The 26,577-nt window shown below is 63.9% G+C and carries 26 protein-coding genes, 2 tRNA genes and 1 pseudogene; 13 read left to right on the top strand and 16 right to left on the bottom strand.

Annotated elements, in window-relative coordinates:
• Positions 1-341: 341 nt before the first annotated feature.
• The gene (locus VI234_RS07765) at positions 342-1,700 is read right to left on the bottom strand and encodes an NAD(P)/FAD-dependent oxidoreductase (RefSeq protein ID WP_336329679.1); all 1,359 of its coding nucleotides are present in this window, start codon (positions 1,698-1,700) and stop codon (positions 342-344) included.
• A gap of 176 nt (positions 1,701-1,876) precedes the next feature.
• The gene (locus tag VI234_RS07760) at positions 1,877-2,398 is read right to left on the bottom strand and encodes a response regulator (RefSeq protein ID WP_336329678.1); all 522 of its coding nucleotides are present in this window, start codon (positions 2,396-2,398) and stop codon (positions 1,877-1,879) included.
• Between the two features lie 215 nt (positions 2,399-2,613).
• Between VI234_RS07760 and VI234_RS07755 the strand changes: the two genes are divergently transcribed.
• Positions 2,614-3,567: a D-2-hydroxyacid dehydrogenase gene (locus VI234_RS07755; protein WP_336329677.1), complete on the top strand. Its 954-nt coding sequence runs from the start codon at positions 2,614-2,616 to the stop codon at positions 3,565-3,567.
• Between the two features lie 30 nt (positions 3,568-3,597).
• Here the strand turns inward: VI234_RS07755 and asd are convergent, their stop codons facing one another.
• From asd to VI234_RS07740, 3 genes are all read right to left on the bottom strand, one after another.
• Positions 3,598-4,635, bottom strand: coding sequence for an aspartate-semialdehyde dehydrogenase (asd, locus tag VI234_RS07750; protein ID WP_008309926.1), 1,038 nt, complete (start codon positions 4,633-4,635; stop codon positions 3,598-3,600).
• A 69-nt stretch (positions 4,636-4,704) separates the two neighbouring features.
• The gene (locus VI234_RS07745) at positions 4,705-5,139 is read right to left on the bottom strand and encodes a hypothetical protein (protein ID WP_008309925.1); all 435 of its coding nucleotides are present in this window, start codon (positions 5,137-5,139) and stop codon (positions 4,705-4,707) included.
• A 58-nt stretch (positions 5,140-5,197) separates the two neighbouring features.
• Positions 5,198-7,423: an AAA domain-containing protein gene (locus VI234_RS07740; protein ID WP_336329676.1), complete on the bottom strand. Its 2,226-nt coding sequence runs from the start codon at positions 7,421-7,423 to the stop codon at positions 5,198-5,200.
• Between the two features lie 104 nt (positions 7,424-7,527).
• Here VI234_RS07740 and VI234_RS07735 point away from each other — a divergent pair, with 104 nt between their 5' ends.
• The 3 genes from VI234_RS07735 to VI234_RS07725 all read left to right on the top strand — a co-directional run bounded on the left by VI234_RS07735 (position 7,528) and on the right by VI234_RS07725 (position 9,483).
• On the top strand, positions 7,528-8,568 hold the full coding sequence (locus tag VI234_RS07735; protein ID WP_008309921.1) for a tyrosine--tRNA ligase: 1,041 nt from the start codon (positions 7,528-7,530) through the stop codon (positions 8,566-8,568).
• Between the two features lie 12 nt (positions 8,569-8,580).
• Positions 8,581-9,270, top strand: coding sequence for a class I SAM-dependent methyltransferase (locus tag VI234_RS07730; protein ID WP_336329675.1), 690 nt, complete (start codon positions 8,581-8,583; stop codon positions 9,268-9,270).
• Between the two features lie 142 nt (positions 9,271-9,412).
• A tRNA-Gly gene (locus VI234_RS07725) sits at positions 9,413-9,483 on the top strand.
• Positions 9,484-9,793: 310 nt separating this feature from the next.
• On the opposite strand, the gene VI234_RS07720 is transcribed toward VI234_RS07725, so the two are convergent.
• Positions 9,794-10,108 carry a hypothetical protein gene (locus tag VI234_RS07720; RefSeq protein WP_008309918.1) on the bottom strand — a complete coding sequence of 105 codons (315 nt, stop codon included), beginning with the start codon at positions 10,106-10,108 and terminating at the stop codon, positions 9,794-9,796.
• A gap of 394 nt (positions 10,109-10,502) precedes the next feature.
• On the opposite strand from VI234_RS07720, the gene dinB reads away from it, so the two are divergent.
• Positions 10,503-11,852 (top strand): DNA polymerase IV, encoded by a 1,350-nt coding sequence (gene dinB / locus VI234_RS07715; protein WP_336329674.1) that lies wholly within the window; start codon positions 10,503-10,505, stop codon positions 11,850-11,852.
• A gap of 87 nt (positions 11,853-11,939) precedes the next feature.
• On the opposite strand, the gene VI234_RS07710 is transcribed toward dinB, so the two are convergent.
• Positions 11,940-12,287: a hypothetical protein gene (locus VI234_RS07710; RefSeq protein WP_336329673.1), complete on the bottom strand. Its 348-nt coding sequence runs from the start codon at positions 12,285-12,287 to the stop codon at positions 11,940-11,942.
• Between the two features lie 168 nt (positions 12,288-12,455).
• On the opposite strand from VI234_RS07710, the gene bluB reads away from it, so the two are divergent.
• Both bluB and VI234_RS07700 read left to right on the top strand, forming a co-directional pair.
• On the top strand, positions 12,456-13,127 hold the full coding sequence (gene bluB / locus VI234_RS07705; RefSeq protein WP_336329672.1) for a 5,6-dimethylbenzimidazole synthase: 672 nt from the start codon (positions 12,456-12,458) through the stop codon (positions 13,125-13,127).
• Positions 13,128-13,294: 167 nt separating this feature from the next.
• Positions 13,295-15,118 (top strand): helicase HerA domain-containing protein, encoded by a 1,824-nt coding sequence (locus VI234_RS07700; protein WP_008309911.1) that lies wholly within the window; start codon positions 13,295-13,297, stop codon positions 15,116-15,118.
• A 27-nt stretch (positions 15,119-15,145) separates the two neighbouring features.
• On the opposite strand, the gene tpiA is transcribed toward VI234_RS07700, so the two are convergent.
• Positions 15,146-15,793 carry a triose-phosphate isomerase gene (tpiA, locus tag VI234_RS07695; RefSeq protein WP_008309909.1) on the bottom strand — a complete coding sequence of 216 codons (648 nt, stop codon included), beginning with the start codon at positions 15,791-15,793 and terminating at the stop codon, positions 15,146-15,148.
• Between the two features lie 98 nt (positions 15,794-15,891).
• Between tpiA and VI234_RS07690 the strand changes: the two genes are divergently transcribed.
• On the top strand, positions 15,892-16,497 hold the full coding sequence (locus VI234_RS07690; protein WP_049942921.1) for a response regulator: 606 nt from the start codon (positions 15,892-15,894) through the stop codon (positions 16,495-16,497).
• A gap of 1 nt (position 16,498) precedes the next feature.
• Here VI234_RS07690 and VI234_RS07685 read toward each other — a convergent pair whose 3' ends face one another.
• The 5 genes from VI234_RS07685 to hisC form a co-directional block, all read right to left on the bottom strand.
• A complete protein-coding gene (locus tag VI234_RS07685; protein WP_336329671.1) occupies positions 16,499-17,029 on the bottom strand; it encodes a multiprotein bridging factor aMBF1 in 531 nt (176 codons plus the stop codon).
• Positions 17,030-17,096: 67 nt separating this feature from the next.
• Entirely contained in the window at positions 17,097-18,338 is a 1,242-nt protein-coding gene (locus tag VI234_RS07680) for an RNA-guided endonuclease InsQ/TnpB family protein (protein WP_336329670.1), read from the bottom strand.
• 163 nt (positions 18,339-18,501) lie between these two features.
• On the bottom strand, positions 18,502-19,110 hold the full coding sequence (locus VI234_RS07675; protein WP_008309889.1) for a CDP-alcohol phosphatidyltransferase family protein: 609 nt from the start codon (positions 19,108-19,110) through the stop codon (positions 18,502-18,504).
• Entirely contained in the window at positions 19,107-19,613 is a 507-nt protein-coding gene (locus VI234_RS07670) for an adenylate kinase family protein (RefSeq protein ID WP_336329669.1), read from the bottom strand. The genes VI234_RS07675 and VI234_RS07670 overlap by 4 nt, the downstream gene beginning before the upstream one ends.
• Positions 19,610-20,692: a histidinol-phosphate transaminase gene (hisC, locus tag VI234_RS07665; RefSeq protein WP_336329668.1), complete on the bottom strand. Its 1,083-nt coding sequence runs from the start codon at positions 20,690-20,692 to the stop codon at positions 19,610-19,612. Before hisC ends, VI234_RS07670 begins: the two co-directional genes overlap by 4 nt.
• A 257-nt stretch (positions 20,693-20,949) precedes the next feature.
• On the opposite strand from hisC, the gene VI234_RS07660 reads away from it, so the two are divergent.
• From VI234_RS07660 to VI234_RS07650, 3 genes and pseudogenes are all read left to right on the top strand, one after another.
• Positions 20,950-21,648, top strand: coding sequence for a chemotaxis protein CheC (locus VI234_RS07660; RefSeq protein ID WP_004515646.1), 699 nt, complete (start codon positions 20,950-20,952; stop codon positions 21,646-21,648).
• A gap of 48 nt (positions 21,649-21,696) precedes the next feature.
• Positions 21,697-22,149 carry a hypothetical protein gene (locus tag VI234_RS07655; protein ID WP_008309881.1) on the top strand — a complete coding sequence of 151 codons (453 nt, stop codon included), beginning with the start codon at positions 21,697-21,699 and terminating at the stop codon, positions 22,147-22,149.
• 84 nt (positions 22,150-22,233) lie between these two features.
• A pseudogene (locus VI234_RS07650) lies at positions 22,234-22,810 on the top strand (metal-dependent hydrolase).
• Here the strand turns inward: VI234_RS07650 and VI234_RS07645 are convergent.
• The 3 genes from VI234_RS07645 to VI234_RS07635 all read right to left on the bottom strand — a co-directional run bounded on the left by VI234_RS07645 (position 22,807) and on the right by VI234_RS07635 (position 25,124).
• The gene (locus VI234_RS07645; protein ID WP_336329667.1) at positions 22,807-24,438 is read right to left on the bottom strand and encodes a GMC family oxidoreductase; all 1,632 of its coding nucleotides are present in this window, start codon (positions 24,436-24,438) and stop codon (positions 22,807-22,809) included. The pseudogene VI234_RS07650 and the gene VI234_RS07645 overlap by 4 nt on opposite strands.
• A 295-nt stretch (positions 24,439-24,733) precedes the next feature.
• Positions 24,734-24,807: transfer RNA gene (locus VI234_RS07640), tRNA-Arg, on the bottom strand.
• Between the two features lie 77 nt (positions 24,808-24,884).
• Positions 24,885-25,124, bottom strand: coding sequence for a twin-arginine translocase TatA/TatE family subunit (locus VI234_RS07635; protein WP_004962460.1), 240 nt, complete (start codon positions 25,122-25,124; stop codon positions 24,885-24,887).
• Between the two features lie 641 nt (positions 25,125-25,765).
• On the opposite strand from VI234_RS07635, the gene VI234_RS07630 reads away from it, so the two are divergent.
• Complete coding sequence (locus VI234_RS07630) at positions 25,766-26,011, top strand: hypothetical protein (RefSeq protein ID WP_008309874.1); 246 nt, start codon at positions 25,766-25,768, stop codon at positions 26,009-26,011.
• A 56-nt stretch (positions 26,012-26,067) separates the two neighbouring features.
• Positions 26,068-26,535 (top strand): peroxiredoxin, encoded by a 468-nt coding sequence (locus tag VI234_RS07625; protein ID WP_008309872.1) that lies wholly within the window; start codon positions 26,068-26,070, stop codon positions 26,533-26,535.
• Positions 26,536-26,577 lie beyond the last annotated feature (42 nt).

Below are 26,577 nucleotides of genomic sequence, written 5' to 3'. Positions count from 1 at the left end.
TCCCGGAGACCCGGCTAACAGGGTGTCATCACGGAGGAATCCATCTCAATGACACACCAGAGCCACTGTGTGTCCGTCCGTATTATGCCAAATGTTGCCACTAGTAGACTCGAAATGTACGCCCGGAACACTAACGTCCGGCATCATCCTCGGCGGTGTGCCACGTCAGCCGGCAAACCCTCGTGCCGGGCGGGTCGCCGGAAGGCGACCAAGTGCGGTATGAACCGCGGTCATGTCGCGTGCCCGGGTTCTCCGGGTCGTCATCGTCCCGGTAACGGGTCTCAGTCGGGGATTGAAGGCACGCACTCGTAGTTCGCCGGTCGCACACCTAAGGGTGACGTTCAGACGGCGTAGTCGTCCTCGCGCAGTTGGACGTACTTGCCGTTGCGGTAGGAGAACTTCTTCCGCTTGTAGGAGAACACCATCTTGATGCCGTTGAAGCCGCCACGGAGCGCCGCGTCGGCCTTGATTCCGCGAGCGTCCATCAGGTCATTGGCAGTGGTAAAGGCCCGGTCCCAGTCGGTGGGCCGCCAGTCCCGAACCATGTCCGCGAAGGTGACGTTCCGGAGGATTTCGTCGCCGATGGCGTCGTGCCAGGCGTCGTTGTACCGTTCGAGGCGGTCGTTCGCGGCGAGGCGGCCGGCGATTTTCCCGGTGCGAACGGCGACGTGGTCGCCGCCCTCGTGGAACGCCGAGGTGGTCCCCATTGCCCCGCCGGCCACAGCGATGCCGGCACCCACCGGGGACTCTATCGGCCGAGTCGAGGAGATAGGGTACGTCTCCGTCCCCTTCGATTTCCCACGGTCCTCGACGAGCGGGAAGTCCTCGAGGTCGTACGCCTGGAACTCCCGTTCGAGCAGTCGCTCGATGTACTGCCGGCCCTGTGGGATGCTGTCGTCGCTTTCTCTGAGTAGGTCCCACTCGCTGCGGTCGTAGGCATCGATATCCAGCCCGATGGGCATCGTCAGACCGATGCGCGCGACGGAGTTGTCGTTCGGGAAAATCCATGGATACGCAGTGTGGCCGGGCATCATGCCCCACCAGAACTCGATGAACTCCGGCGTGAACAGTTCCTCGGGCATCCGTCGGTGCTCCTGATAGGCGATGTGGTTGGCCTTGTTCGACGGCATGATGTCGGCCATCGTCTGTCCGGCCGGGAGGAACTGGTCGAGCGTCCCGCCAGTGACGGTCCGCTGTGGGCCATCCGCGAGAATCACGTACTCAGCGGCGATGTCTTCACCGTTGGCCAGCCGAACGGTGTGTCGCGGCGAACTCCCCAGGTCGGTCTCGACGCCGGTGACGCTGACGCCGACGCGGTAGTCCGCGCCCGCTTCCGTTGCCCGTTCGCGGAGCCAGTCGTCGAACCGCGCCCGGTGGAACGTGATGCCGAAGCCGTCGGCGCTGGAACTGATACCGGTCTCCGTGAGCGTCATCTCCGTCGAGGGGCCGTAGAACTTCGCCCCGTCGAGTTCACTCAGCACCACGTCTTCGGGGAACTCCGACCGCGGAATACCCATGATGTCGAACCAGTAATCGAGCAGCCCGGCGGCGTCCGTCGAGTCCGGCCCCGCCCCCTCGCGGTCGGCTCTGGGGACCCCCTTTTCGAGGAGGACGGCGTCGGCCCCGTGGTCGGCTGCAGCCTCGGCCGCCGACGACCCGGCCGGGCCACCACCCACAATGGCGACGTCTACGTGTTCCATACCCGCTACGGCGTCCCGCGCCCGCTAAAACCTATTGTCTTGCATCGAATCCGCGGTCTGATGCCCTCCTGTGACTGATACGGGTCTTAGAGCGATTTACCGGGATGTTCCGACCCCGGGGCCGGAGCTAGCCGAAACTAATCTACAGCAATCCGTCCCAACTGGGCCACATTAGGCTATGGTTCGGTCACTGTGTCGGCAAGCGACACGTTGTGTTGTTCCAGCCGCTCGACGGCCCGCTTGTACGCTTCGCTCTCCGCGAGTGCCGTCGCCCGTACTGCGTCAGCGACTGTGGCTCGTCGGTCGGCAAGTCCCAGGAGCTCCCGGCGTTGCGTCTCGTATTCGCACCGACGCTGAACTGCCGAGAGTACCGACAACAGGGTATCCCGGTCGGCGGGCTTTCTGAGATACGAATCGACGGGAATGTCCAGAATATCCACGTCCGGCTTGACGCTGCTTATCATCACGACCGCAGGGGTAACTGGCCGCTGTCTGAGTCTTGCGGCGACGGTTTCGCCGTCTAGTTCCGGCATCTGCCGGTCCAGCAGTACCGCATCGATTGAGTCGTCAATCCGCTGTAACCCCGTACGGCCGTTACCGGCCTCTATAACCTCGTATTCCTCCGGAAGCCAAAGTTTGTAGAGCTGTCTATAGTCCGTATCGTCATCAATTACCGCAACGCTCGTCGGTCTCCCCATTCCTTCGAAGTTCTACGTTGGTCATCCTACAAATATGCTAAGATATCGGTATACTATTAGTACAAATTTTACTAATCTAGACTGGTAATTCCTCCGTTCTCTAAATACAGTAATACTAACAATATCTCCGGAGCGCGGTCAACAGACTGCCGGCACCGTTTTGAGGCCCCCGCGTGGACAGCCGGTATGGTTCCGCACGCCACAGGAGGGGTTCAATGGCCGACATCGTCGTGACCCGATACGACGTTCACGGAATGCCGGTCGACCAGTACGCGGCAGCGCTCCGGGAGCGACTGCCGGAGTGGGACATCGCCGTCGCGGAGACGCCCGAGGCCGAGCGGGACTTGATCGCGGACGCGACGGTCCTGACCGGCAACGATGTCTCACCGGAACTGGTCGACACTGCCGACTCGCTGCGGTTGTTTGCAGGGACATACGCTGGATACGACCACCTTCCGCTCTCGGAACTGGCCGACCGCGACATTGCGCTCACGACGGCCTCCGGCGTCCACGGGCCGAACGTCGCCGAGAACGTCGTCGGCTCGTGGCTCGCCTTCGCCCGGGGCTTTTTCACCGCCCGCCGCCACCAGCGCGACCACGTCTGGCAGTCCTTCCACACCGACGACTTCGCTGGGAGCCGCGTCTGCATCGTCGGACTCGGCGAGATCGGTGAAGCCATCGTCGACCGCGTCCAGGGATTCGACGTGGAAACTGTCGGCGTTCGCTACTCGCCGGAGAAGGGCGGTCCGACCGACGAGGTGTACGGCTTCGACGACATCCACGAGGCCGTCGCCGACACGGAGTACGTCGGTCTCGCCTGCCCGCTCACCGACGCGACACGTCATCTCATCGATACCGAGGTGTTCGAGACGATGCCTCCCAGCGCGGTGCTCACCAACGTCGCCCGCGGCCCAGTTGTCGATACCGATGCGCTGGTCAGTGCGCTCCAGCGCAACCACATCGACGGCGCGGCGCTGGACGTGACCGACCCCGAACCGCTGCCCGGCGACCACCCGCTGTGGGACTTCGAGAACGTCCTCATTACGCCACACAACGCCGGTCACACGCCGAGCTACTACGAGCGACTGGCAGATATCGTCGCCGAGAACGTCCAGCGGGCCGAGCGAACCGGCGAGTGGGACGGGCTCAGGAACCAGATTGCGCTGTAAGTGCTATCGCTGAATCGAACGCGATAGCCCTTACAGGTAGCCGCGCTTGTTCAGCAGTTCGCCGTTCAGCACGCTCGCGCCCGCGGCACCCCGCATCGTGTTGTGCGCGAGGCAGTTGAACTGGACGCCGTCGGTCGTCTCGCGGAACCCACCGACTGCGACGCCCATGCCGTCCTCGACGTTGCGGTCCAGTCGCGGCTGTGGGCGGTCGGGTTCCTCGAACACCGTGATGAGTTTCTCCGGCGAGGACGGCAGGTCGATACCGGTAGCCGACTCCATCGCGGCCTCGGCATCAGCCGTGGAGATGTCCTCCGTGGTGTCGGCCCAAACGTTTTCGAGGTGGCCGTCGAGCGTCGGGATGCGGTTACAGGAGGCTGCCACGTCCATCTCGTTGAGATGGACTTCCGCGCCGTCGAACGAACCGAGCAGTTTTCGGGATTCGGTCTCCATCTTCTGCTCCTCGCCGCCGATGTGCGGGATGGCGTTGTCGATGATCTCCATCGACGAGACGCCGGAGTAGCCCGCGCCGGAGACGGCCTGAAGCGTCGAGACACGTACATCGGTCAGGTCGAACTCTCGGTCGAGGGTGGCCAGCGGCGGCACCATCGTGATGGTCGAGCAGTTCGGGTTCTTCAGGAGCGCGCCGTCCCAGCCACGTTCGTCGCGCTGGACTTCGAGGAGGTCGACGTGGTCGGCGTTGACCTCTGGGATGATGAGCGGCACGTCCTCGTCCATCCGGCCGTTCGAGGAGTTCGAGGAGACGGTGTAGCCGGCCTCGCAGAACTCCGGTTCGACCTCCGCGCCGACGCTCGACGGGAGCGAGGAGAAGATGAGATCGACGTCGTCGGGTACCGAATCCGGGTCGGTGGCGCGGACTTCTAACCCAGCCACGTCCTCGGGAATCGGGGAGTCGACACGCCACTTGGCGGCGTCCTTGTATGTCTCGCCAACGCTTGCGTCGCTGGCCGTCAGTGCTGCGATTTCGAACTCGGGGTGGGGGTCGAGCAGTTGGATAAGTCGCTGCCCGACTGCGCCAGTCGCACCGAGCACACCTACGCGTACAGTCATCGCTTGACACACGGCTGTGGGTGGTCAAAACAGTTTGGATACGAAAGCGGTACCGCTGCCTTCGTAGGATTACTCGACCTCGGTGTCCTCGAAGACCCATTCGATGACGCGGGCCTCGACAAGGTCCCGCTCCTCGACGTAAGGGTCGTCGCGGTTCGCCAGCGTCTCCTCGGCTTCGGCGCGCATCTCCGCTTCGATCTCCGTGTGGTCCGGCTCGTCCCGGATGTCGTTCAGCAGCGCTTCGAAGTCCTCCCGGAGGTCGAAGGAGGCGCGGGCGGCGTTACACCGGGACAGCGGACTCATCCCGGTCTCTAACACGAGGTCCCGCACCGTCTCCCAGTCGGAGTCACAGAAGTAGATTGACACCTCGCCGACGATGTCCTGCCAGGCGATGGGGTCGGCGTGCTTGAGCAGTGGGACCGCCCGCGGAGGCAGGTCCAGACGGGTCTTCGTGTCGGGATTCCCGCACAGACAGCAGGCCTTCTCTGTTTTCCCCGTGTACATGTGAGACAGTTGGGTCGGACGTATTTGGACCCATCGCAGGAGGGCGGTAACTGGCCGGCTATACCGGAATGAACTCGGGGTCCACGTCGTTCAGGCGGTCAGTGTTCGAGACAAACTGGTAGAAGTCGCTGTAGAGGTCCGTACACTTCCCGTCGGCGTCGTAGCGGAGCGTGTGCCAGTCGGCGACGACGGCGCAGTAGCGCTTCGCCCGCGTGAGCGCGACGTTCAACCGTCGGGGGCCGTCGACCGGTCGCCCGAGGAACCCGACGTTCCCGGCTGCGTTGCTCCGGACGAGCGAGAGGACGATGGCCGTTCGTTCACCGCCCTGAAACGAGTCGATAGTGTCGACGGTGACGCTGTCCGCATCGTCAGTACGCTCCGTGAGTGTTTCACGAATGCGAGACACTTGTGCGCTGTACGGTGTGATGACGCCAATCTCCTCGGCGGGCACGTCCGACAGCAGGTCCTGAACGAGATGTGCGACCAGTCTGGCTTCGGTGGGATTCGATTTGGAGTGACCGACCGTTTCGACCCGGCCGCCGACATTGTACCCCTCGATTGCCGGCCGGTCCGCAAGCGGGTCGATGGCCCGGCCGTTCCGCAGTGTCCGGTCGTAGAACCGCCGGTTCGGGAAGTACGCGATGTCCCGGTGCATCCGGTATTGGGTCTGGAGCTGGAGGCCGACGCCGTCGTAGACGCCGCCGTCGGAGTAGAGATGCTCGAACAGCGAGTGGCCGTAGCTCGACGCCGGCGGTTCGTCGCTCGCGCTGTAGGGCGGGAGCTGTCGGTGGTCGCCGGCGAGCACGGCGCGGTCGGCCCGGACCAGCGGGATACACGACGCCGCGCAGGTCGACTGCGTCGCCTCGTCGAGCACGACCAGGTCGAATTCTCGGGCGAGCGTGGCGGCGCTGTTGTTCGTCACCGCCACCACGTCGGCCCGTCCGGGTACGTCGCCGTAGGCCCGCCGGACGACGCCGTTCGACGACTGGCCCGCGTTCACGCGGTCGAGGGTGTAGTCGCCGTCGCCGTGCTGGCCGTACGCGTGCAGCGACTGCGGGTCCACCGTGTCATCCGTCGAGGACCCTGCCACGAGATTGTCGACGGCCTGGTTCGAGTCCGCACATACCAGCACGTCTTCACCGGCCTGTGCGGCCCGCCGGACGATTTCGACCAGCGTCCGAGTTTTCCCGGTTCCCGGCGGGCCGTGGATACAGAACAGGTCGTCGGCCAGCAGCGCGTGCTCGACGGCCAGTTGCTGCTCCTGATTCAGTTCCCCGTCGAACTGGTCGCTCCGGGCGGCCGCCCCGTTCGAGAAGGTTATCGGCCGGTCGCCGGCGAGCACGTCCCGGAAGCGGTGGTCAGACAAGGCCTCGACCGCCTCCCGTTCGCGGTCGAACGGAACGGGGTTGAGCAATGCTGTGAGTCCGTAGGTGGCGTCACCGTCGGTGAGCGCGCTTTCCAGTGTCGTCGCGCCGTCGACCTCGGCCCAGTTCACCGCGAGCCAGACCGACCGCCCGCGGATACGCTCGACCGTCGCCGCGACCGGGAACGGGCCGGTCGCTCGGGACCCGTCCACGTCGTGGACCAGCACCTCGTTCCCCTGGTGGATGCCGAAGACGGATTCCACGACGAAGGCCCAGTCGCCGCTCCATTCGGCGGCAACGTCGGCGGGCGGGTCGACGCGGAACCGGTACGTTCCGTCGTCCCTCCCCCGTGCGTGGAGTTCGGGGACCGCGTCGCCACCGGCCTCGTACACCCCGCCCGGCGAGCGCCGCTCGGCCCGTTCTCGGTTGTGCTGGCGAGTCGCTTCGCGTTCGCGTTCGACGTGTGCGTGAAGGCCCGCAATCAGGTCATCTCGCGGTATCGGGTTCCGCGGCGGCTCACTGTCGTCTATCGGTGAGTCGTAGGAGGGCGGGTACGTCTCCGGGACGTAGTCGGAGTGCCAGAAGCGGATTCGGTCGGCGAGTCCCGTGGCCCCGAAGTCGTCCGCGTCGACGAAGTCACGTTCGCCGTCGCGCTCGAAAACGAATATTCCGCCGTGAAGGGAGTGGTCGGTGAAGGCGACGAACTCGCCGGTGAGCCGCGCCGAACCCGGTTCGTGCAGCGGGATGCACACCCAGTCCTCCTCGGGGTGGGCGAGTCCGTCGTGGTGGCTCGCGAACTCGGCGACGGGCCGTGCGGGGATGACATCGCCGCGGTCGTCGAGGGCGTCGTCATCGGGGACACACAGCGTGGCGTCGTCGAGGTCGAAGGACCCGATGACGTGGTCGAACAGGAGCGACATCTACCCCCGATTGTGCCCCGCTGTCGTAAAACAGTACGGCCCACCCCGACAGCCCGTCACACCGGACAGGAACGTTTTAATCGCCGGACCGGCCACACATCGGTATGGATACCGCCGAGCGACTCGATCTGGTGACGAAACACACCACAGAGGTCGTCACCGAGGACGAACTGCGAACGCTGTTCGAGGAGAGCGACCCGTCGGCGTACATCGGCTACGCGCCGACCGGCGAGATGCACATCGGTCACTTCACGACGATGCGGAAGCTCGCGGACTTCCTGCGGGCCGGCGTCGACGTGACAGTCCTCATCGCTGACTTGCACGCCCACCTCGACGACAACAAATCGCCGTTCGACCTGCTTGACGCCCGCTCGGCCTACTACGAGACGGCCATCGAGGGTATGATTGAAGCAGCCGGCGCGGACCCCGAAGACGTGACCTTCGTCCGCGGGACCGACTTCCAGCTCGACGAGGACTACACGCTCGAGATGTACCGGATGGCTGCCGAGACGACCATTTCGCGGACCCAGCGCGCCGCCAGCGAGGTCGTCCGCGAGTCCGACAGCCCGAACCTCGGCGGGCTCATCTACCCGCTGATGCAGACGCTCGACGTGAAGGCACTCGACGCCGACATCGCCTACGGCGGCGTCGACCAGCGCGGCATCTACATGCTCTCCCGCGAAATCCTCCCGAACCACGGCGGCGAGTCGCCGATTTGCCTGTTTGCCCCGCTGTTGTCGGGCCTTTCCGGCGGCAAGATGAGCGCCTCCGACGAAGCGTCCAAGGTGAACCTCACCGACAGCCCGGCCGAGGTCGACGAGAAAATCGGGCAGGCGTACTGCCCGGCCGGCGAGGTGGAGGAGAACGGCGTGCTGGAATACCTCAATCATCTCGTCTTCCCGGTTCTGGACGTCCGCGGCGAGTCCTTCGTCGTCGAGCGCCCGGAGGAGTACGGCGGCGACCTCACCTACGAGAGCTACGACGAGGTCGAAGCGGACTTCCTCAGCGGCGAACTCCACCCCGCCGACCTGAAGCCGTCCGCCGCGGGCGCGATATCGGACGTTATCGACCCGGTTCGGGAGCGACTGGCCGACGAGGACGAACTCCTCGCCGAGGCCTACCCGGAAAAGTACGGCGCGGAGTGACGCGGTCGTCCGATGCCACCCTCTGACCCGAGCGCCGACAGCGACGACCCGGCGCGCTCGCGGGCCGCCGTCCGCCGGACGTACGAGGACATCGGCGACCACTTCTCGAAGACCCGGGAGTACGCCTGGCCGGAGGTCGAATCGTTCGTCGACGGGTCCGGCAGTGTTGGGACGGCGCTCGACGTCGGCTGTGGCAACGGCCGCCACGCGGAACTGCTCGCTGGGGTCGCTGATCGCGTCGTCGGACTCGACGCCAGCCGCGCGCTCCTGCAGGCGGCGACCGACCGCGTCGGCGATAGCGTGGCGCTGCTGCAGGGCGACGCGACCCGACTCCCGCTCGCTGCCGGGGCCGTCGACCTCGCGGTGTACGTCGCGACGCTGCATCACCTGCCGTCACAATCCGCCCGCCGCGCCAGTCTGGACGAACTGGCCCGCGTGCTCGCGCCGGGCGCTCGGGCGCTCGTCAGCGCGTGGAGTACGGCCCACGACAGCTTCGACGCCGACCCTGACGCGGACGAAGGCTTCGACACGACTGTCGACTGGACGCTCCCCGGCGGGGAGACGGTCCCGCGGTTCTACCACATCTACGCGCCGGCCGAGTTCGAGCGCGATGTCGCCGACAGCGACCTCCGACTCGTCTCGATGGAGCTGTCAAGCGGCAACTGTTACGGGGTTGTCGAGCCAGAAGGGAAACGCACTTAATTGCCTTCCATCTATGGACGTGTACGTTCGCACTCGGGCGAAACACAGTCCATCTGGTCTGTGTCCGCACGAGTGAGCGTGCGGCAGTGGTGAGCGGTTCCGACGGAATCGCGAGGCACGCCGTGAAGACGCGAAGCGATGGGCGGCGGTGGTCTAGTGGTAGGACCTGAGCCTTCCAAGCTCATGGCCCGGGTTCAAATCCCGGTCGCCGCATCCTGCGAGGAACGGACGTGACGAGCGGATGCTGTACGGAGGGATTTGAATCACGCGAGACGAGTGCAACGAGTCTCGCCATCGGGTTCAAATCCCGGTCGCCGCATTTTGCTGTGAGCACAACCGCGAACAGCAAATGCTGTACAGAGGGATTTGAACTACGGAAATCCGAGCGACAGCGAGGATTTGCAGTCGAGTTCAAATCCCGGCCGCCGCATTCTGTGTCAGCAAAAACGATCAGCCGAGGCGTTATCAGGCGTTTTGAACTTCGTCGACGTCTCGCAGCCATCTTCGTAGCTCCCAGACGCCGTCACTCCGGTTCGACGGCAGCCTCCTCAAACTCCGCCCAGTCGTCGCCCATCCACTCCTGGAGGCGGTCGGTGACGCCGGCGAAGTCTTCCCCATCCTCGAAGGACTCGACGACGACCCAGCCGTCGCCGTCGCGGTCGTAGCCGAGGCTGTAGCCGCGGTCGCCGTCGATGATAACGACGAACGCGGCTACCACGTCGAGGTCGGGGAAGAACCCGACTGGCGCGAAGCCGTAGTCGTCGTGCTGGGCTTCGAGGGCCGAGATCTCGCTCGTCGAGAGCGGTCTGTCCGGCAGCGAGTCCGTCAGTTCTGTCATTACGTCGCAGTCGTGGGGAGAGGATTGAAAGCGTTTCGAGCGGGGCGCGACCGGGGAACCTCAAAGTGTGAGTCGGACATAACTTCGGCCAACATTGAAGTATTATCATGACTTTTGTTAACATGGAGCTTCCTACGCTCCCGGCGGGAACGACCGTCGTACCATCCGGGATTGGCATCGGCGGACGATCATCGCCGGTGGAGACTGGCCACTCCACCGGCCACGTATCGCTTTGGAACTAACGGCAGACGGAGCAGCTGACACCTCACCCCCACCCCCACCCCTTTCCCTGCTCCCGATTTTCGAGGTGGTTTCGATGTACCAGTCCATACGTTGACCTGATAGGGCCGGCGAGGGCCGGAGGGATTTTCTGCCAGTACGCGTAGCGTCGGGTATGGACGCCGCGCGGCTCCCCGGGACCAGCGGACCCGAGCAGATAGTCGCGCACGTCGACATGGACTGTTTCTACGCCGCCTGCGAACAGCGGCGGGAGCCGGCACTCAGGGGCGAGCCGCTCGTCGTGGGGATGGGCTACGAGAACGGCGCGACCCACGGGGCCGTCGCGACAGCGAGCTACGAGGCGCGGGCGTACGGCGTCGAATCGGCGATGGCGATTTCTGAGGCGCTGGAGCGGCTCCCACGGAAGGTCGACGCCGTCGAGGACCCGGCTCTCGATGTCGAGGATGCTGGGTTCTACCGCCCGGTCGAGATGGACTTCTACGAGTCCGTCGCCGCGGATGTCCGGGACATCCTCCATGCAGAAGCGGACGTCGTCCGCGAGGTGAGCATCGACGAGGCGTATCTGGATGTGACCGAACAGGTCTCCTGGGAGACCGTCGAGTCGTGGGCACAAGACCTGAAAGACACCATCGAATCGGAGGTGGGCGTGGCGGCGAGCGTCGGCGTCGCGCCGACGATGAGCGCCGCGAAGGTGGCCAGCGACCGGGACAAGCCAGACGGTCTAGTCGTCGTCGAGCCCGGGGCTGTCCGGGAGTTCTTTGATGACCTCCCCGTCGAGGACGTCCACGGCGTCGGCCCGGTCACCGCCAGAGAACTCGATTCGCTCGACATCGAGACCGCAGGAGACTTGGCGGCCGCCGATCCGGAACTGCTGGCCGACCGCTTCGGCGAGCGCGGCCGCGAGATACGACGCTACGCCCGCGGCGAGGACGAGCGGTCGGTGACTCCGAAAGGCGACCCCAAGAGCCTCTCGCGGGAGTCCGCGTTCACCGACGCGACGGCCGAGATGGAGGCCAAGTGTCGACAGGTTCGCACCCTCGCCGACGCTGTCGCCGACCGCGCACAGCGAAAGGGCGCGCGCTACCAGACCATCGGCATCAAGGTCGTGACGCCGCCGTTCGACGTGAACACGCGCGCCCGGTCGCTCCCCGGCCCGGTCGAGGAGCCCGACCTTGTCAGGCGCGTCGCGCTGGACCTGCTCGGTGAGTTCGACGACGACCCGGTGCGGAAGGTCGGTGTCCGCGTCTCGAACCTTGATTTCTCGGCCGGCGAGCAGGCCAATCTGGACGGGTTCAGCGGCGACGCTGGAACCGAGGAGACGACCGATAGCTCCGTCGCCGACAACAGCTCGGAGACGGCTAAAGAACAGGACGAGGAAGGACAGGTCGGTCTCGGAACGTTCGGTGACAGCGAGGTTGCCGGAGATGCGATAGATGAAGATGGAGACCCCGCTGACACTCACATTTCACTCCCGCCCGGCCAGACCACGCTCGCGGATTTCTAATACTGTCGGCTGTAACTATTTCAAGATAATCGCCACCCCGAGGTGACGAAATTCTTCACAGGCTTACAGCCGGCAGTATAAGGGCTCTCAGGCGACACCGTGTTCCAGATTCTCCAGGAGTTTTCCGACGAACAGACCGGCTCGCGGTGAGATAGTGTCGTCTGCTGGGACCGCTGTCGGATGCGCGGCCAGCGTGTCGACGAACCGCTGGCTGTGGGTCATCGCGTGTAACATATCGACTACGTCGACCACCAGCCCCTCGTCGCTGGTATCCATCCCGGCGTACCGCTCCTTCTCGGCCTCGGAGTAGGTGATCGTCCAGGCCGGCCCGCCGGCGGCCGTGACGATGTCGTCGAGCGGAGCCACTTCCAGCAGGCCGTCGTCACTCCCGACGTACACGGTTCCGTCCTCGACGAACGTCTCGTATCTGTCCATGGACAGCCCCACCGAACGAGTGTGTCAAGGTGTCCCACCACAATAGCCGTTACCCCGTCTCGGGCTGACTGGCACCGCTCACAGTCTGTTTCGCGTTCGCATCTCGTCGTACCCGGGACACTGTCGGTCAGCACAACCGGTTTACAACTGTCGTTTGTCAGGGAAGATATGGTTGAGTTCGGACCACGCGACCGCGAGGCGGTCTACAAGTCCATCTACTCGCGACGGGATATCAGACGATTTTCCGCGGACTCCGTTCCTGATGACGTTCTGACGCGGATCCTTGATGCCGCACACAACGCGCCCAGCGTCGGGTTCTCGCAACCGTGGGATTTCGTCGTGATCGAGGACGAACAGACGAAGTCAGCGGTCGCCGCGATTGCCGAACGGGCGATAGCCGCCGCACGCGAAGGCTACGAGGAGCCGCGCAAATCCGATTTCGGCCAGTTGAAACTGGAGGGGATAACCGATGCCCCGGTGAATATCTGTGTTACCTGTGACCCCACTCGCGATGCGCCACACGTCCTCGGCCGGAATACGATGCAGCGAATGGACGTCTATTCGACGTGTCTCGCCGTACAGAACCTCTGGCTCGCTGCCCGTGTCGAGGGCATCGGTGTCGGCTGGGTCTCGTTTCTGTATCCCCACGAACTCCGTGCGGTGTTGAACATTCCACACCACGTTCAGCCTGTGGCCTACCTCTGTGTCGGCTACCCGGAAGACGGCTTCCCTGCTGAACCGGTACTGCAACGGGAAGGCTGGCGTAGTCGCATCGACAGAACGGAACTGGTCCATTACGACGAGTGGGACCCCAGTCGGACGCCCGAAACGAAGTCATAGCGGCGTCGGTAACCGAAGCCCGATAGCACACGAGAATTTGAAGCCCGAGCGAACGAAACCTCGGACTGGCTTCGAACTGTTTGCCTTGCGTCCAGACCTGTTCCATAGCTGATGGGCGTCTGACGGAGAGTTATGGGGCCTGCGCGTCTCATTCGTGACAGAAACGCATGGCAGAGACCGAACAGATAACTGTCGCGACGACGAGCGCGGGGCCGGGTGGGACCGGTGAGCCGGGCGAGACCGTCAATCTCCCGGTGGTGGAACTGCTGACCGGCCGGGGGTTCATCACCGGCAAGAGCGGGTCCGGGAAGTCGAACACGGCGAGTGTCATCGCCGAGAAACTGCTGGACAACGGGTTCGGCCTGCTTATCGTCGACATCGATGGCGAGTACTACGGTCTGAAAGAGGAGTACGAGATCCTCCACGTCGGCGGCGACGAGGAGTGTGACATCCAAGTCACCGAAGACCACGCCGGCAAGATCGCCTCGCTGGCGCTGGAACAGAACGTCCCGATCATTCTGGATATCTCGTCGTTCCTTGACGAAGAGGAGGCAGAGACGCTGCTGACCGAGGTCGCCAAGCAACTGTTCGCCAAGGCGAAAAAGCAGAAACAGCCGTTCCTGATGCTCGTCGAGGAGTGTCACGAGTGGATGCCCGAGAAGGGGTCGATGGGCGAGGTCGGGAAGATGCTCATCAAGATCGGAAAGCGCGGCCGGAAACACGGGCTCGGTATCGTCGGCATCAGCCAGCGCCCGGCCGACGTGAAGAAGGACTACATCACCCAGTGCGACTGGCTGGTCTGGCATCGGCTGACCTGGAACAACGACACGAAAGTGGTCGGGCGCATCCTCGACAACCAGTACGCGGACGCCGTCGAGGACCTGGACGACGGGGAGGCGTTCATGATGAACGACTGGGCCGAGCAGGTCAGCCGGGTCCAGTTCCACCGCAAGCAGACGTTCGACGCCGGCGCGACGCCCGGCCTCGACGACTTCGAGCGCCCGGAACTCAAGTCCGTCAGCGACGACCTCGTCTCCGAACTGGAGACCATCAGCGAGGAACAGCAGGAGACGGAGAACCGCATCAAGGAACTCCGCGAGGAACTGGACAAGAAGAACTCCCGCATCGCCGAACTGGAGGCGGAACTGCAGGACGCACGCGACCTCTCGCGGATGGCCGAGCAGTTCACCGAAGCGATGCTGGACCAGGCCGAGGACTACAACCCCGGCCGGACGGAACAGGAGAAAATGCGCCGCCAGCGCGAGCGGTTCGCCGACTCGTCGGATTCAGATAGCGAGGCAGATGCCGACGGCCCCCGTGACGAGCAGTCCCCGGAGCCGGACGAGACTGCCGACGCCACGTCCGGCGGCGGGTTCGGCGACGCGTTCAGCGCCTTTGCCGAGGACGGGGCCGCGATGAACGGCGGCAGCGCCAGTGACGGTGCGGAGACGAACGGCCACGCCGCAAACGCTGACACAGCGACGAACGGGGCCAGCGCAGACAACGGTGCCGCGGCCGTGTCAGTGAATGGGGTGGCCGATACAGACACGACCGACACCGACGACGAGGACCTGAGAGCAGCCATCGCCGAAGCCGTCGAAGCCGAGGAGTCGAACGGGGCAACTGGGTCCGCTGAAGACGAGTCTCCGTCCGACTTCGACGGTCCTGCCGTCTACGGCGACTTGCGTGCCGACATCGAAGAGTTAGACCGAAAGACCCGCCGAATGCTCGCGTACTACCGCGAGCAAGGCCCCGGAACGCCGCTGAACGCCCACTTCTCGGCCGGCGGCTCCGGCGACCGGACGGCGGCCTACGCGCGAAACAGGGAACTCCGGCTCCGCGAACTGGTCGAACACGTTGGCCGCGGGAAGTACGATTCCCGGCTCGCGGCGCTGGTTCGAGAAGAGAGCGACCGTCGACTCGACGAGGATGAGGTAGAGTCGGTTGTCTCCCGACTCGAATCTGCGTTTCTGGACGGAAACGGCGACTGAAAAGGTAGTACCGCGATAGCGGCGATTTTACAGTAACGGTTCGACGAGGTCTTCGAGCGCCGCACGCGGGTCGTCGGCCTTCGCGACGCCACTCGCCAGCAGAACACCGCTCGCGCCGAGGTCGCTCGCCGAGACGAGGTCCTCGCCGGTCGAGATGCCGGCGCCACAGAGCACGTCCACGTCACCGTTGACGCGGGCGGCGGCGTCGACTGCGCCGGTCACGATGTCCGGATCGGCCTTACTGACAGGCGTGCCGGTGCCGATGAGTTCCGGCGGTTCGACGGCGACGCCGTCGGGGTCGAGCGCGGCGGCCGCACCGATCTGTGCGGGGTTGTTCGCACAGACGATCGTTTCGAGGTCCGCGCGGTCGGCGGCGTCGAGCGCCCCGTCGATGTCCGCCAGTTTGAGTCGGTTCTCGGAGTGGTTCAGGAGCGTGCCGACGGCACCGGCGTCCGCAGCGGCCTCGGCGAGCGTACTGCCGGTGTGGCTGCCGTGCTCGACAGCGCTAACGTGCTGGGCCCACGTCTCGACGCCGGTCTCCGCCACAGCGCCGATCTGTGCGGCCTGTGGCGCGACGGCAACGCGAACGCCGGAATCGTCGCTGACGTCCGCAGCGGCGGTCGCTACTTCCACTGGATCACAGGGGTACGCCTTCAGATTGACAAGGACGAACATACGAAACGCACCGGCTGCTGTGGGGAAATAGGTTGCGAAGCCGCCGTTTGGCGTGCCTACTACTGCGCCGTCGTTCCATCTCGATCCACCGCTCGGGGATGACAATTATTACGCTTCGGCCGAGACAAGAAACGAGACAAGCCGTGACAGCAGGGGATGACGACACACCGACCGTTCTGATAGTTGAAGACGAGCAACATCTGGCCGATCTGTACACCGATTATTTGTCCGACCAGTATCACGTTCAGACGGCCTACAGCGGCGAGGAAGGACTGGAACTGCTGTCGCCCGACATCGACGTGGTGCTGCTCGACCGCCGGATGCCGGTCGTCTCCGGCAACGAAGTGCTCGCACAGATAGAGGAGAAAGGCCTTCGATGCCGCGTCGCGATGGTCACCGCTATCGACCCCGACTTCGACATCATCGAGATGCGCGTCGACGACTACCTCGTCAAGCCGGTCACTCGCGACGACCTTCTGGAGGTCGTCGATCGGCTGTACAAGATCCGGGAGTACAACGACAGACTCCGGACACTCACGTCGAAAAAGCTCAAGCGCAACGTCCTCCGCGTCGAGAAGACCGACCGGGAACTGGAAGATAGCACGCGGTATCAGGAACTCCAAGACGAGATCGAGCGCATCTCGTCGAACGTCGAGTCGCTCGCGGACGAACTCGACGTCGAGAAAGACGACCTCCAGCTGTAACCTAGTCCTTCCGCTTCACGACATCGCCGAGCGTGTACTCGCCGTCGCTGCTGCCGCCGGACCACTCCGTCTCGTCGGCACTGCCACCGGCGCTCAGCGAGATGTCGAGCGCGCTCTCGAGCTTCTTCTGGACGTCGTCGCTGGGCAGGGAGTTCCCCTGTTCGAGCTTCCGAATCAGGCTCGCCTTCTCGTTGAGTTGCTTGGCGAGTTCCTCCTGGCTGAGTCCTTGGGACTCCCGACCCTTGCGGATCCGGTCGTGGTAATCCTGTGCGATCTCGTCCATCTCGTCGAACATATCCCGACGGCGGCCACCGGACCCGCCACCACCCGAGGAACTCGACGAGGAGGACGAACTCGACGACGATGACGAGGAGGACGACGTCGAGTACTTCGTCGACGTGGACGACGTCTCCTCCGTCTTGACCTCCGTGCCGAAGTCGGTACACTCGTCACAGACGTCGAGTTCGGCTCCCTCGATTTTGACGCGGTTCGGAGACGAAACCTCCGTCCCGCACATCTCGCACTGAACCATACCGACGGCTTGGACGGGGCGCGGTTTGAATGTTACCCTGCGCACGCTGGCGCTGGGAATCCTGTTCTCACGTAGACAGGCTTCCTGTTTCGATGACGTGACTTGCAGACATTTGCTGAAGATCAGCGGTGTCCGTAGCGGTCACAGTCTCCACAGGCGTTGATTCGGGCCATCCCAGCCCTAGTTCAGAAAACCCCCTTTGCAAGACGTTCATCGCTGCATTCGCATCCCTATCTGTCTCAAACCCACATGATGGACAGGAGTGTTCCCGGACCCAGATGGACTTCGATGACTCCACACCACACACCGCACATTCTTTTGTCGTCCCTGCTGCTTCGACCTGCACAACGTGCGTACCGTACAGATCGCCCTTGTATTCAAGCAAAGTGATTAACTGTCGCCACGCCGCATCCTGCTTGTTCCGACCGTTTCCATCCGCTCGAAGCATACTCTGAACGTTCAAGTCCTCCACAAACACGGCATCGTACTCCTTGACGAGCCACGTCGTTATTTTGTGCTGGTAGTCCAGTACTTTCCGGTGGATGTCGCGTTTGGCCTTCGCCACTTCGACTCGCTGATTCTCGTAGTTGTTCGACCCATGTTCTTTCCGCGAGAGTTTGCGGTGCGCACGTCGGAGTCGTTCGTATTCGCCTTCGAGATCGAGCCAATCCACGGTCTTCCCGTCGCTGGTATGGATGTAGTTCAAGATGCCGAGGTCAATACCCACGCTGTTGCTCGGGTTGAGTGAGTCCACATCGGGCTTCTCGGGCAAGTTAGCGTCGTCGATTTCCAACCCAAAGGAAACGAACCACTCACCGGTAGTCTCTTTCTTGAACGTGGCTTCCTTTATTGAGGAACCAGCAGGGATTGGACGGGAGTACCGTATTTTGACCCATCCGACTTTGCTGAAGCGAACGTACGCAAACCCGTCTTGGCCCCTCTTTTCATCGAGGTCGAAACCAGACTGGTTGTACGTCACGCTCCGGTAATCGGTGGGTGCTTGCCGTTTGAGACGACCAACGGTGTGCCCGTTCTCTTTTTGTTTACGAAGGTTCGAGAGGTTGCGGTGGAAGCGGGCAACGGTAGCTTGCGCGGCTTTCGAATACGTTTCCGCGAACACTGGCCATTTTTGCTTCCACTCAGGGAGTTTGTTGTTCTGGTCGAACTCACTCGGCTTAGCATCCACGGGGCTGTTCGTGTAGTCCCATCGGACGTGGTTGTATAGTTGGCGATGAATATTTACCTGATGTTCCAGTTCGTCCGCTACCCCTTCTGTCGGATAGGCACGGTAGCGGTAACTGTGTTCCATCGCTATCCTTGATTGTCAACATGTTTATTTAATGGTTTGTGACATGGAGTTTCGGCTTCATCCCCGTTCATGGTGTGTCGGGGGATTCGCCACGCTGATCAGTATAAATAGTGCACTGGTCGTTCTCAGCGGGATGCCGGTCCGTCAATTGCTGAACCGATGTTCAGTCGAGCGCCCGCATCGCGTGGTAGAACCGCTGTGCGGCGGTGACGTGGCCGACGACGGCGAACACGACCAGCAGCCAACCGACCAGCGTCAGGCCGGCCAGCGCGGTCGGGACGAACGCTGCGATGCCCGTGACAACGCCGACGAGCGCAAGCCGGTCGGCGCGACCGAGCAGGCCGCCGTACACGCGGTCGAGGCCGACCGCCTGCGCCTGGGTCCCGAGATAGGAAGTCATCAGAACGCCGGTGACGGCGGCGATGCCCAGTTCCCACTGGCTCACGCCGGCGGCGAGGCCGACGATGATACCGATGTCGGCGTAGCGGTCGAGGACGTGGTCCAGCAGGTCGCCGCCCGAAGACGCGACGTTCAGCTCACGCGCGAGCGCGCCGTCAACGAGGTCGAGCCAGCCGTTCAAGAAAACGAGGACGGCCCCGCCGAGATACAGCAGGGGTTCCCGCGCCGCGACGGCGTACACCCCGCCCGCTCCGAGGGCCAGCAGGAACGCGATGACGCTGACGCCGTTCGGGGAGAGGCCGACTCCTTTGGCGGCGCTGACGAACGGCCCGAGCGCGCGGTCGGCCAGCGGGCGGAACTTGTCGAGCGTCATAGCCAGTCGATGTAGGAGACGGTGCCCGCGCTTGGTTCGCGCTTTCCGTCTACGACCGCCTGGATTTCGCTTGCCACCGCGTCGGGGTCCCGGTCCGTCGTCTCGATTTCGTACACCGATTCCATGCCGTGCTCCTCGACGGCTTCCCCGAGGATGACATCGAGGGCTTCGGACTCCGCGTTCTCGTAGGCCTTCGAATCGTCGTCGCCGCGCTCCCGGAGCCGCTCGACGATGGTCTCAGGGTGGGCTCGCAGCACAATCACTCGGTCGGCGTCAAAGTGATGCGCGAGGTGGGACTCGAACAGCACGTCGTCGCGGCCGTCGAGCCACTCGGACAGGCTGTCGAGGTCAGCGACGAGGCTCCCGCGGTCCTCGTCGATGCCCGTGGAGAACCCCTCCTCCTTGATGACGTCGTTGAGGTGGAGTACGTCGAGATCGATATCGAGGTGCTCTGTCGCCGTGGTCTTTCCCGTGCCCGGCGTCCCGGTAACGGCGACTCTCACGGCTCGACCACCTCGATGACCTCGTTCAGTACCGAGACGGCGCGTTCCGTGTCCTCGCGCGTCCCGCAGGTGATACGGATACATTCCGGTAGCCCGAACGAAGAACAGTCGCGGATGATGACGCCCCGCTCCTGTGCGGCGTCCGCGACGGCCGACGCGTCACCGACCTCTGCGAGAACGAAGTTCCCTGCGCTGTCCCAGGTCGGCGCGTCGAGTTCCGCGGAGAGGTACTCCCGAGCCCACGAAGCAGTTTCGACGGAGCGTTCGACGTGCTCGTCGTCATCGAGCGCCGCCAGCCCGGCCCGGCAGGCGAGCTCGCTCGCCGAAAAAGGCGTGTTGATGCGGGCGTAGGCGTCGGCCCAGTCCTCGGGGACCACTGCGTACCCAAGGCGAATCCCCGCGAGCCCGTAGGCCTTCGAGAACGTCCGCAGGAGCGCGACGTCGTCACGGTCGTCCAGCAACGACCGCTTGCTCGGCCGCTCGGTGAACTCCCCGTAGGCTTCGTCGACGACGACGAGGGTCTGTTCGTCGGTCTCTTCGGCAATCGTTCGGACCGCGTCGGTCGTAAACTCCGCCCCGGTCGGGTTGTGCGGACTGGTGAGGTAGACGATGCGCTCGCCGTCGTAGTCCTTCAGGACGGTGTCGGCGGTCTGTGCGAAGTCGTCGGCCTTCGAGAGCGTGTACTCGTTGACCTCGCCGTGGTGATAGCGGGCGCTCATCGCGTAATATGCGAAGCCCGGCGACGGGACGAGCACGTCCTGGCCGGGGTCGAGCATCGCCCGGGCGAGGCAGTCCAGCGCGCCGTCCCCGCCGTTGCTCAGCCACACCTGCTCGGGCGTGACGTCCCACAGCTCCGCCAGTTCGTCGACGAGGTCGGCGTGGGACGCCTTCGGATAGGAGTGCATCCGCTCGGCCGCCCCGCGGATCGCCTCGACGGCGTTCGGGCTCGGCCCGTACATGTTCTCGTTCGACGCCAGCTTCACCATGTCGTCCGGGTCGAGACCGAGCTCCCGGGCGACCTCCTCGATACCGCGACCTGCCCGATAGACAGTGTGAGCGGAGAGGTCCCGTGGTTCCATGGCTGTGCAAAACGGACGGGGCGGCTTAAGCGTGCTCACATCGGGCGTGGCCGCGGCTCCCCGGACAGTCACGCACAGAAATCCGCTGGCGGCCTCCCGTGTGAAACCTGTCGATGACGGGTGAGACACGGAATAGCACGCTCCCCACCGAAGCCCTGTCAGTCAGTGGTAATGAGCGTTACGGTGGGCTACCGTTCAGTCCCGTGAGTCCGTCCCCACCGAAAACGGTAACACACCGTAGACCATGATTGCGTCCAATGCCGCTTCTCATCGATATCCGGAAACTCACGCTCATTACGCGGCTCATCCAGGACGGGGCCGAACAGGTCGCCGATTCGCTGGCGACGCTGGCCGGCGTCGACGCCGCCGTCGAGATCAAGAGCCTCTCCTTTGTCCAGCCGGAGGACATCGCCACCGAAATGGGCGGCGGGAATATTTACAGCGCTCGCGTCCGGCTGACAGAGCCGCCCTACGGCGTCTTCTTGATGACCTTCGAGACGGAGACGGCCGCCGAAATCGCGGAGCTGATGACCGGCTCTAGCGTCGACGACGGGTTCACACAGCTCCACGAGTCCGCGCTGCAGGAGATGTGCAACATCCTCACCTCGGGCTTCATCGACGGCATCGCGAACACGCTGAACGCGACTATTAACATGGGGACGCCGACGGTCGTACAGGACGACGCGACCGAAATCGCAGACAAGGCCCTCTCGCACGTCCGCCGGGACTCGCTGACAATCGTGCTCGACTCGCTCGTCGACATCAAGGAGAGCGACGTGGCGTTCTCGCTCCGCATCTTCCTCATCCCCGATCCCGGTTCGTTCGTCCACCTCATCGACCAACTGGACTACGACACCGACCGCGAGACGCACATCTCGGCTGACACCGACGCGGTCAAAGAACTCGATATGTCCGGTGACGCGGACGCCCTCGATGCCTTCGATTCCTCGGAGTAACCATACCGAACCCACGACGTTGAAGGGGGTCGCGTCCAACCGCCGTATATGAGTGTCGTAAACGCGGCTGTCTTCGGGGTGCACCTGATATTCGCCGCGCTGTGGGCTGGAACCGTGTTGTTCATGACCTACGCCGTCCTCCCGACGGCGCTGAACGGCGACTCCTCGCCGGGGCCGCTGTTGGCGATTACCGGGAAGCTCAAGACGGTGTCACGGGCGAGCGCGCTGCTCCTGTTTCTGACGGGCGGGCATCTGGCAGCGACCCGCTACACCGCCGAGTCGCTGACGGGGACCGGGCGCGGCCACCTCGTCATCACGATGATCGTCCTGTGGTTCATCCTGGCCGGCCTCGTCGAAGTCGGGGCCTCGAAGCTCAGTGACGGCTTCAATCAGCAGAAGGTGCGCGAGCCGGCCCGGAACGCACGCCCGTTCCTGCTGGGAGCGTCCGTTGTGTCGATTCTACTCCTGCTCGACGCCGGCGCGATTCTCGGCCTGTACTGAACGGCCGGCATATCGGTTGCCGATCGCTATGCAGACAGACCTGTATCAGCAGATACAAATCACCATCCGGCGTACCAGTACCCAATGTGGCCGTGGGGACATCTCGCTGTGGCCTACCTCGTTTACGTCGTCTACACTCGCCTTGACCCGACCCGTCGCCAGACGGCGGCGACGCTGACCGCGCTGGCGGTGGGGTCGCAGTTCCCGGACCTGATCGACAAGCCCCTCGCCTGGACGTTCGGCGTCCTGCCGTCCGGGCGGTCGCTCGCTCACTCGGTGTTCACTCTCCTCATCCTCGCCGTGGTCCTGCACCGACTCGCCGTCAGATATCGCAGAACGGACCTCTCAAAGGCATTCACCATCGGTGCGTTCGCACACCTTGACCGACATGAGTCCGACAGCGGTGGCGGGACTGCTCAGCGGTGATCTGACACAGTTCCAGTGGCTTCGCTTTCTCGTCTGGCCGCTTCAGCCACCGCCGCCGTACGCCAATGACACCTCCTTCGTCGAGCAGTTCGCCTCGCTCTCCATCGAGCCGTACGTCCTGTTCCAGTTCGGGCTGTTCGGCCTCGCCATTTCCGTGTGGCTCGCTCACGGTGCACCCGGTTTCGGGGCGGTCACTCGCCGGGGCAAGGCGATGTTCTCCGAACTTGCCGACTAAAGCCGCTCTGCAACGTGGTCCGCACACTTCAGCGCGAGCGCAGCGATAGTCAGCGTCGGGTTCATCGACCCGGCGGTGACGAACACCGACGAGGACGCGATCGAGAGGTTCGCCACGTCGTGGGTCTGCAACTGTGGGTTGACTACGCTCTTTTTGGAGTCAGTTCCCATCCGCGTCGTGCCCATGTGGTGGTACGCCGGCCCGGTGTCCGCCGGCCCGACCGTCCATGAGATGTCGACGCCCAGCTCCGACAGCACGGCGTGTTGAATCTCGTTCGCACGACTGAGCGACCGTTCCAGTCGCTCACCCCACGACCACTGGATGTCCGGAACTGGATTGCCGAGATCGTCTGTCGTCGACGTGTCCAGCGTCACCCGGTTTTCCTTCCGCGGCGGCTGGCCGACCAGCCCGCCCATCGCGATGCTGTTGCCGTAGCTCTCGCGGAGGCTCGACAGCAGCGTGTCGCCCCACTCCTCGCCGGAGAGCGCGAGTTCGACCGGCGACGGGCCGGCGTAGTTCAGAAACTCCAGTTTGAGGGGTGACAGCGCTTCGTCGGTGGCCCCGATCACCGTCTCGCCGTCCGCGACGCGCTCGACTGCCTGCCCGGGGTCGTCGTAGAACTGGTGGCACTCGCTCGTGAGAAAGCCGACGTGGTTCTGGCGCGTTTCTCGGTCGAGGGTGCCGCCAGCGCCGGCAAACAGGTGGTCCATGAAGTAGTGGCCGACCAGTCCCGAACTGTTCGCCAGCCCCTCGGGGTGGTCTTCGCTCGTCGACAGCAAGAGGAGCCGCGGCGTCTCGACGCCGCCCGCCGCGATGACGAACTCGCGGGCCGTCTGGCGATGTTCGGTCCCGTCCGGCGTCGCGTAGACGGCCGCCTCGACGCGCCCGTCGGCGTCGGTCACGAGGCGCTGGACCGGCGCGCGGTCGATGACGCGTGCCCCCTCGGTTTCGGCGTCCTCGATGTGGACGCTGGCGTCGTATTTCGCGCCGGAGGGACAGACCGGCTGGCAGGTCCCGTAGCCGACGCATGGCCCCCGGCCGTCGTACGGCTCGGAGTTCCGAGCGTTGGGCACGGAGTGCATCGTGATGCCCAACCGTTCGCAGGCCTCGGCGAACAGTGAGTCGCTGTACGACGGCGGAAAGCCATGCATCGGGTACTCGCCGTCTCGCGGCGGCGCGAAGGGGTTGTCGGCGTCGCCGGCGACTCCAAGCGCCCGCTCCGCGTCGGCGTAGTACGGCCGCAGGTCGTCGTAGCTGATCGGCCACGCCGGGTCGTCGGTGTCGTGGCTCCCGTCGAAATCCGACGGGTGCAACCGCATCACCATCCCCTGCCAGTGCAGCGTCGACCCGCCGACCCCTTTCACTCGCGAGATATTCAGCGGGTAGTACCGCTCGCCGCTCGCACTGAATGCGTCGCGGTCCCCGCCCATCTCCCAGACAGAGCCGTGGTCGCCGGGCCGGATCGCCTGTTCCATCTGCTGCTCGCGCTTCGACCTGTCGAACCGCGGCCCGGCCTCCAGCACGACCACGTCGCGACCGTCGCTGGCGAGTTGGCTCGCGACGAGTGCCCCTGCCGGCCCGGCCCCGACGACACAGACATCCGCCCGCTCGGACGGCTCCCGGTCCATTTCAGCAGGAGTTAGGTAAGCCTAAACTTATACGTTGGCATCTCAGGCGTCGTCTGTCCGGTGGCGAAGATTCGGTTCGCTCCTCTCTCTCGTTCGTCGCAGAACGGGCGTGGCGGGACTGAGCGAAACCGAAGGTTTCGCGAGGGTCGCCACGGCCGCGAGTGTGTTTCGAGCGGACGCGAGAAACCACGAGCGGGCGTGGCGGGATTCGAACCGGACCGAGACTCGCTCCGCTCGTCTCGTAGGGTTCGAATCACCGGGCCGTTTTCACGGCTCGCTGTCGCTCGCCGGAAAACGGGCGTGGCGGGATTCGAACCCGCGTTCTAGGGGTTAGGAACCCCTCGCCCTGGTCCACTAGGCCACACGCCCTATCGGGTGGTCGATTGAACGGTGAAAAATCCTTTCGTTATCACTACAGACCGCTGAAAACGGAGAAGTGGTCGAGATTACGTCTCGGTTTCCGTCGCCGTCTCGGTCGACTCGGCCGAGTCCACGGTAGACGCGTCGGTCCCCTCTGCAGCGCCGCCGTCACGCATCTCTTCGAGTTCCTGCTCGACTTCTTCGCGCCCTTTCTGGAACTCGCCCATGGCTTCGCCGGTCGACCGCGCTAGTTTCGGAATCTTGTTCGCGCCGAACAGCAGGACGGCGATGAGGAGGATGACCATCATCTCCGTCGTCCCGGGCATCCCCGGGAACAGTACTCCGGATGTCCCTAACATTGTATCCGAAGGTTACGTGGTTGCTATTATAACCTTTTTGCTCAGGACGGCCTGGCAGGCGAGTCACTGCCGTCGAGACCGACTCTCCAGTACTGTCTGGCGTGGGCAGCAGACAGACCGGTAGTCATAACCGAGCCGTGGCCGCTTGGTCTGTCGAAACGGCCTCGCCGGGAACCGACGGCGAGGCCTGACACAGGAGGAGTGGGGCAATGGGTGTGGCTCGGAAGCGGCAACACGAGGTATTCGGTCTCTGACTTCCCGGTGTCACTGGCTTGGGTTGGCACGTCGACAGATACACCGCAGCATGTCCACGGGACTGAGTCGATAGCTGGGGCTGTTCAGGTGACACGATTTCCGTGGCCATGTCCGGCGTCGGGTTTGCCTGCGTGCGGGTTCGCACCCGCAGTACCGGCTACACGGTCCTGTCAATTTATTATATTCTGGTTAAGCCACTGCTCATACTGTCGGCTGTAAGTCTGTGAAGAATTTCGCTCGGGGTGAGGAATATCTTGAAATAGTTACAGCTGACAGTATCACCAGCCACAGCGCCGGGCAGGTGCACTCTCCGCCCGGGGATATAACTACCGTCGGGCGCTCAGAGAGACCAGATGCCGGCCGATAGTCACACGATGGAAGTCAGGAGCGGGGAAGAGGTAACAATTCGACCGATCAAACCGGTCGGAGAGGACGTCGTTCGGGTCGATATCGAGGCTGACGGGGTGTGGCGACTCGATATCACGCGCGAGGGCGAAATCGCAGACATCGTCACGACCCGCGACGCGGACGGGACACTCGCGGACCGCGAACTGCCGGAGTGGATCGACGAGGTCACGGCGAAGTTCGCGCAGTTCTGATTCGGGACTCGTCCGCGTCGGAAAGGGTTTTATCTGCCACGACCCAGGTCGCCAGTATGGTCTCAGTCGGAGACGCTGCACCCGATTTCACGGCACCGATCGCAAACGGCGACGTTGACGAGATAACGCTGTCCGAGGCGCTCGACGACGGGCCTGTCGTGCTCGCGTTCTTCCCGGGCGCGTTCACCAGCGTTTGCAGTCACGAGATGAACTCGTTCCAGGACCGACTCGACGAACTCACCGAGGCGGGGGCGACGCTGTACGGTGTCAGCATCGATACGCCGTTCTCACAGAACGCGTTCCGTGACGAACTGGGACTCGAGTTCGACCTCGTCAGCGACTCCGGGCGCGAAATCGTCGACGCCTACGACATTTCGATGGACTTCGAGGCGCTGGGCGTTCCGAACGTCGCCAAGCGGGCCGTCTTCGTTATCGACGAAGACCAGGAAGTCACGTACGCCTGGGTCAGCGACGACCCTGGCGTCGAACCGGACTACGACGAAGTCATCGACGCCGCCACCTGATCGCGCCGGTGGGGGATTTTTCGCTGTGGGTCGTCTGGGATG

Origin of the sequence: Haloarcula sp. CGMCC 1.2071, from assembly GCF_037078445.1 — an archaeon.
Classification (GTDB): Archaea; Halobacteriota; Halobacteria; order Halobacteriales; family Haloarculaceae; genus Haloarcula; species Haloarcula amylolytica.
The sequence above is the reverse complement of the archived record's forward strand: the minus strand, read 5'-3'. Positions and strand labels throughout refer to the sequence as shown.

Bases quoted from the DNA above. Each gene is read 5' to 3' on its own strand.
- VI234_RS07680 (WP_336329670.1), bottom strand. From the start codon at position 18,338: ATGGAACACAGTTACCGCTACCGTGCCTATCCGACAGAAGGGGTAGCG.
- VI234_RS07630 (WP_008309874.1), top strand. From the start codon at position 25,766: ATGCCGGCCGATAGTCACACGATGGAAGTCAGGAGCGGGGAAGAGGTA.
- VI234_RS07755 (WP_336329677.1), top strand. From the start codon at position 2,614: ATGGCCGACATCGTCGTGACCCGATACGACGTTCACGGAATGCCGGTC.
- VI234_RS07700 (WP_008309911.1), top strand. From the start codon at position 13,295: ATGGCAGAGACCGAACAGATAACTGTCGCGACGACGAGCGCGGGGCCG.
- VI234_RS07685 (WP_336329671.1), bottom strand. From the start codon at position 17,029: ATGGTTCAGTGCGAGATGTGCGGGACGGAGGTTTCGTCTCCGAACCGC.
- VI234_RS07765 (WP_336329679.1), bottom strand. From the start codon at position 1,700: ATGGAACACGTAGACGTCGCCATTGTGGGTGGTGGCCCGGCCGGGTCG.
- VI234_RS07740 (WP_336329676.1), bottom strand. From the start codon at position 7,423: ATGTCGCTCCTGTTCGACCACGTCATCGGGTCCTTCGACCTCGACGAC.
- asd (WP_008309926.1), bottom strand. From the start codon at position 4,635: ATGACTGTACGCGTAGGTGTGCTCGGTGCGACTGGCGCAGTCGGGCAG.
- VI234_RS07720 (WP_008309918.1), bottom strand. From the start codon at position 10,108: ATGACAGAACTGACGGACTCGCTGCCGGACAGACCGCTCTCGACGAGC.
- VI234_RS07660 (WP_004515646.1), top strand. From the start codon at position 20,950: ATGCCGCTTCTCATCGATATCCGGAAACTCACGCTCATTACGCGGCTC.
- hisC (WP_336329668.1), bottom strand. From the start codon at position 20,692: ATGGAACCACGGGACCTCTCCGCTCACACTGTCTATCGGGCAGGTCGC.
- VI234_RS07645 (WP_336329667.1), bottom strand. From the start codon at position 24,438: ATGGACCGGGAGCCGTCCGAGCGGGCGGATGTCTGTGTCGTCGGGGCC.
- dinB (WP_336329674.1), top strand. From the start codon at position 10,503: ATGGACGCCGCGCGGCTCCCCGGGACCAGCGGACCCGAGCAGATAGTC.
- VI234_RS07735 (WP_008309921.1), top strand. From the start codon at position 7,528: ATGGATACCGCCGAGCGACTCGATCTGGTGACGAAACACACCACAGAG.
- VI234_RS07730 (WP_336329675.1), top strand. From the start codon at position 8,581: ATGCCACCCTCTGACCCGAGCGCCGACAGCGACGACCCGGCGCGCTCG.
- bluB (WP_336329672.1), top strand. From the start codon at position 12,456: ATGGTTGAGTTCGGACCACGCGACCGCGAGGCGGTCTACAAGTCCATC.
- VI234_RS07635 (WP_004962460.1), bottom strand. From the start codon at position 25,124: ATGCCCGGGACGACGGAGATGATGGTCATCCTCCTCATCGCCGTCCTG.
- VI234_RS07710 (WP_336329673.1), bottom strand. From the start codon at position 12,287: ATGGACAGATACGAGACGTTCGTCGAGGACGGAACCGTGTACGTCGGG.
- VI234_RS07745 (WP_008309925.1), bottom strand. From the start codon at position 5,139: ATGTACACGGGGAAAACAGAGAAGGCCTGCTGTCTGTGCGGGAATCCC.
- VI234_RS07625 (WP_008309872.1), top strand. From the start codon at position 26,068: ATGGTCTCAGTCGGAGACGCTGCACCCGATTTCACGGCACCGATCGCA.
- tpiA (WP_008309909.1), bottom strand. From the start codon at position 15,793: ATGTTCGTCCTTGTCAATCTGAAGGCGTACCCCTGTGATCCAGTGGAA.
- VI234_RS07675 (WP_008309889.1), bottom strand. From the start codon at position 19,110: ATGACGCTCGACAAGTTCCGCCCGCTGGCCGACCGCGCGCTCGGGCCG.
- VI234_RS07690 (WP_049942921.1), top strand. From the start codon at position 15,892: ATGACAATTATTACGCTTCGGCCGAGACAAGAAACGAGACAAGCCGTG.
- VI234_RS07760 (WP_336329678.1), bottom strand. From the start codon at position 2,398: ATGGGGAGACCGACGAGCGTTGCGGTAATTGATGACGATACGGACTAT.
- VI234_RS07655 (WP_008309881.1), top strand. From the start codon at position 21,697: ATGAGTGTCGTAAACGCGGCTGTCTTCGGGGTGCACCTGATATTCGCC.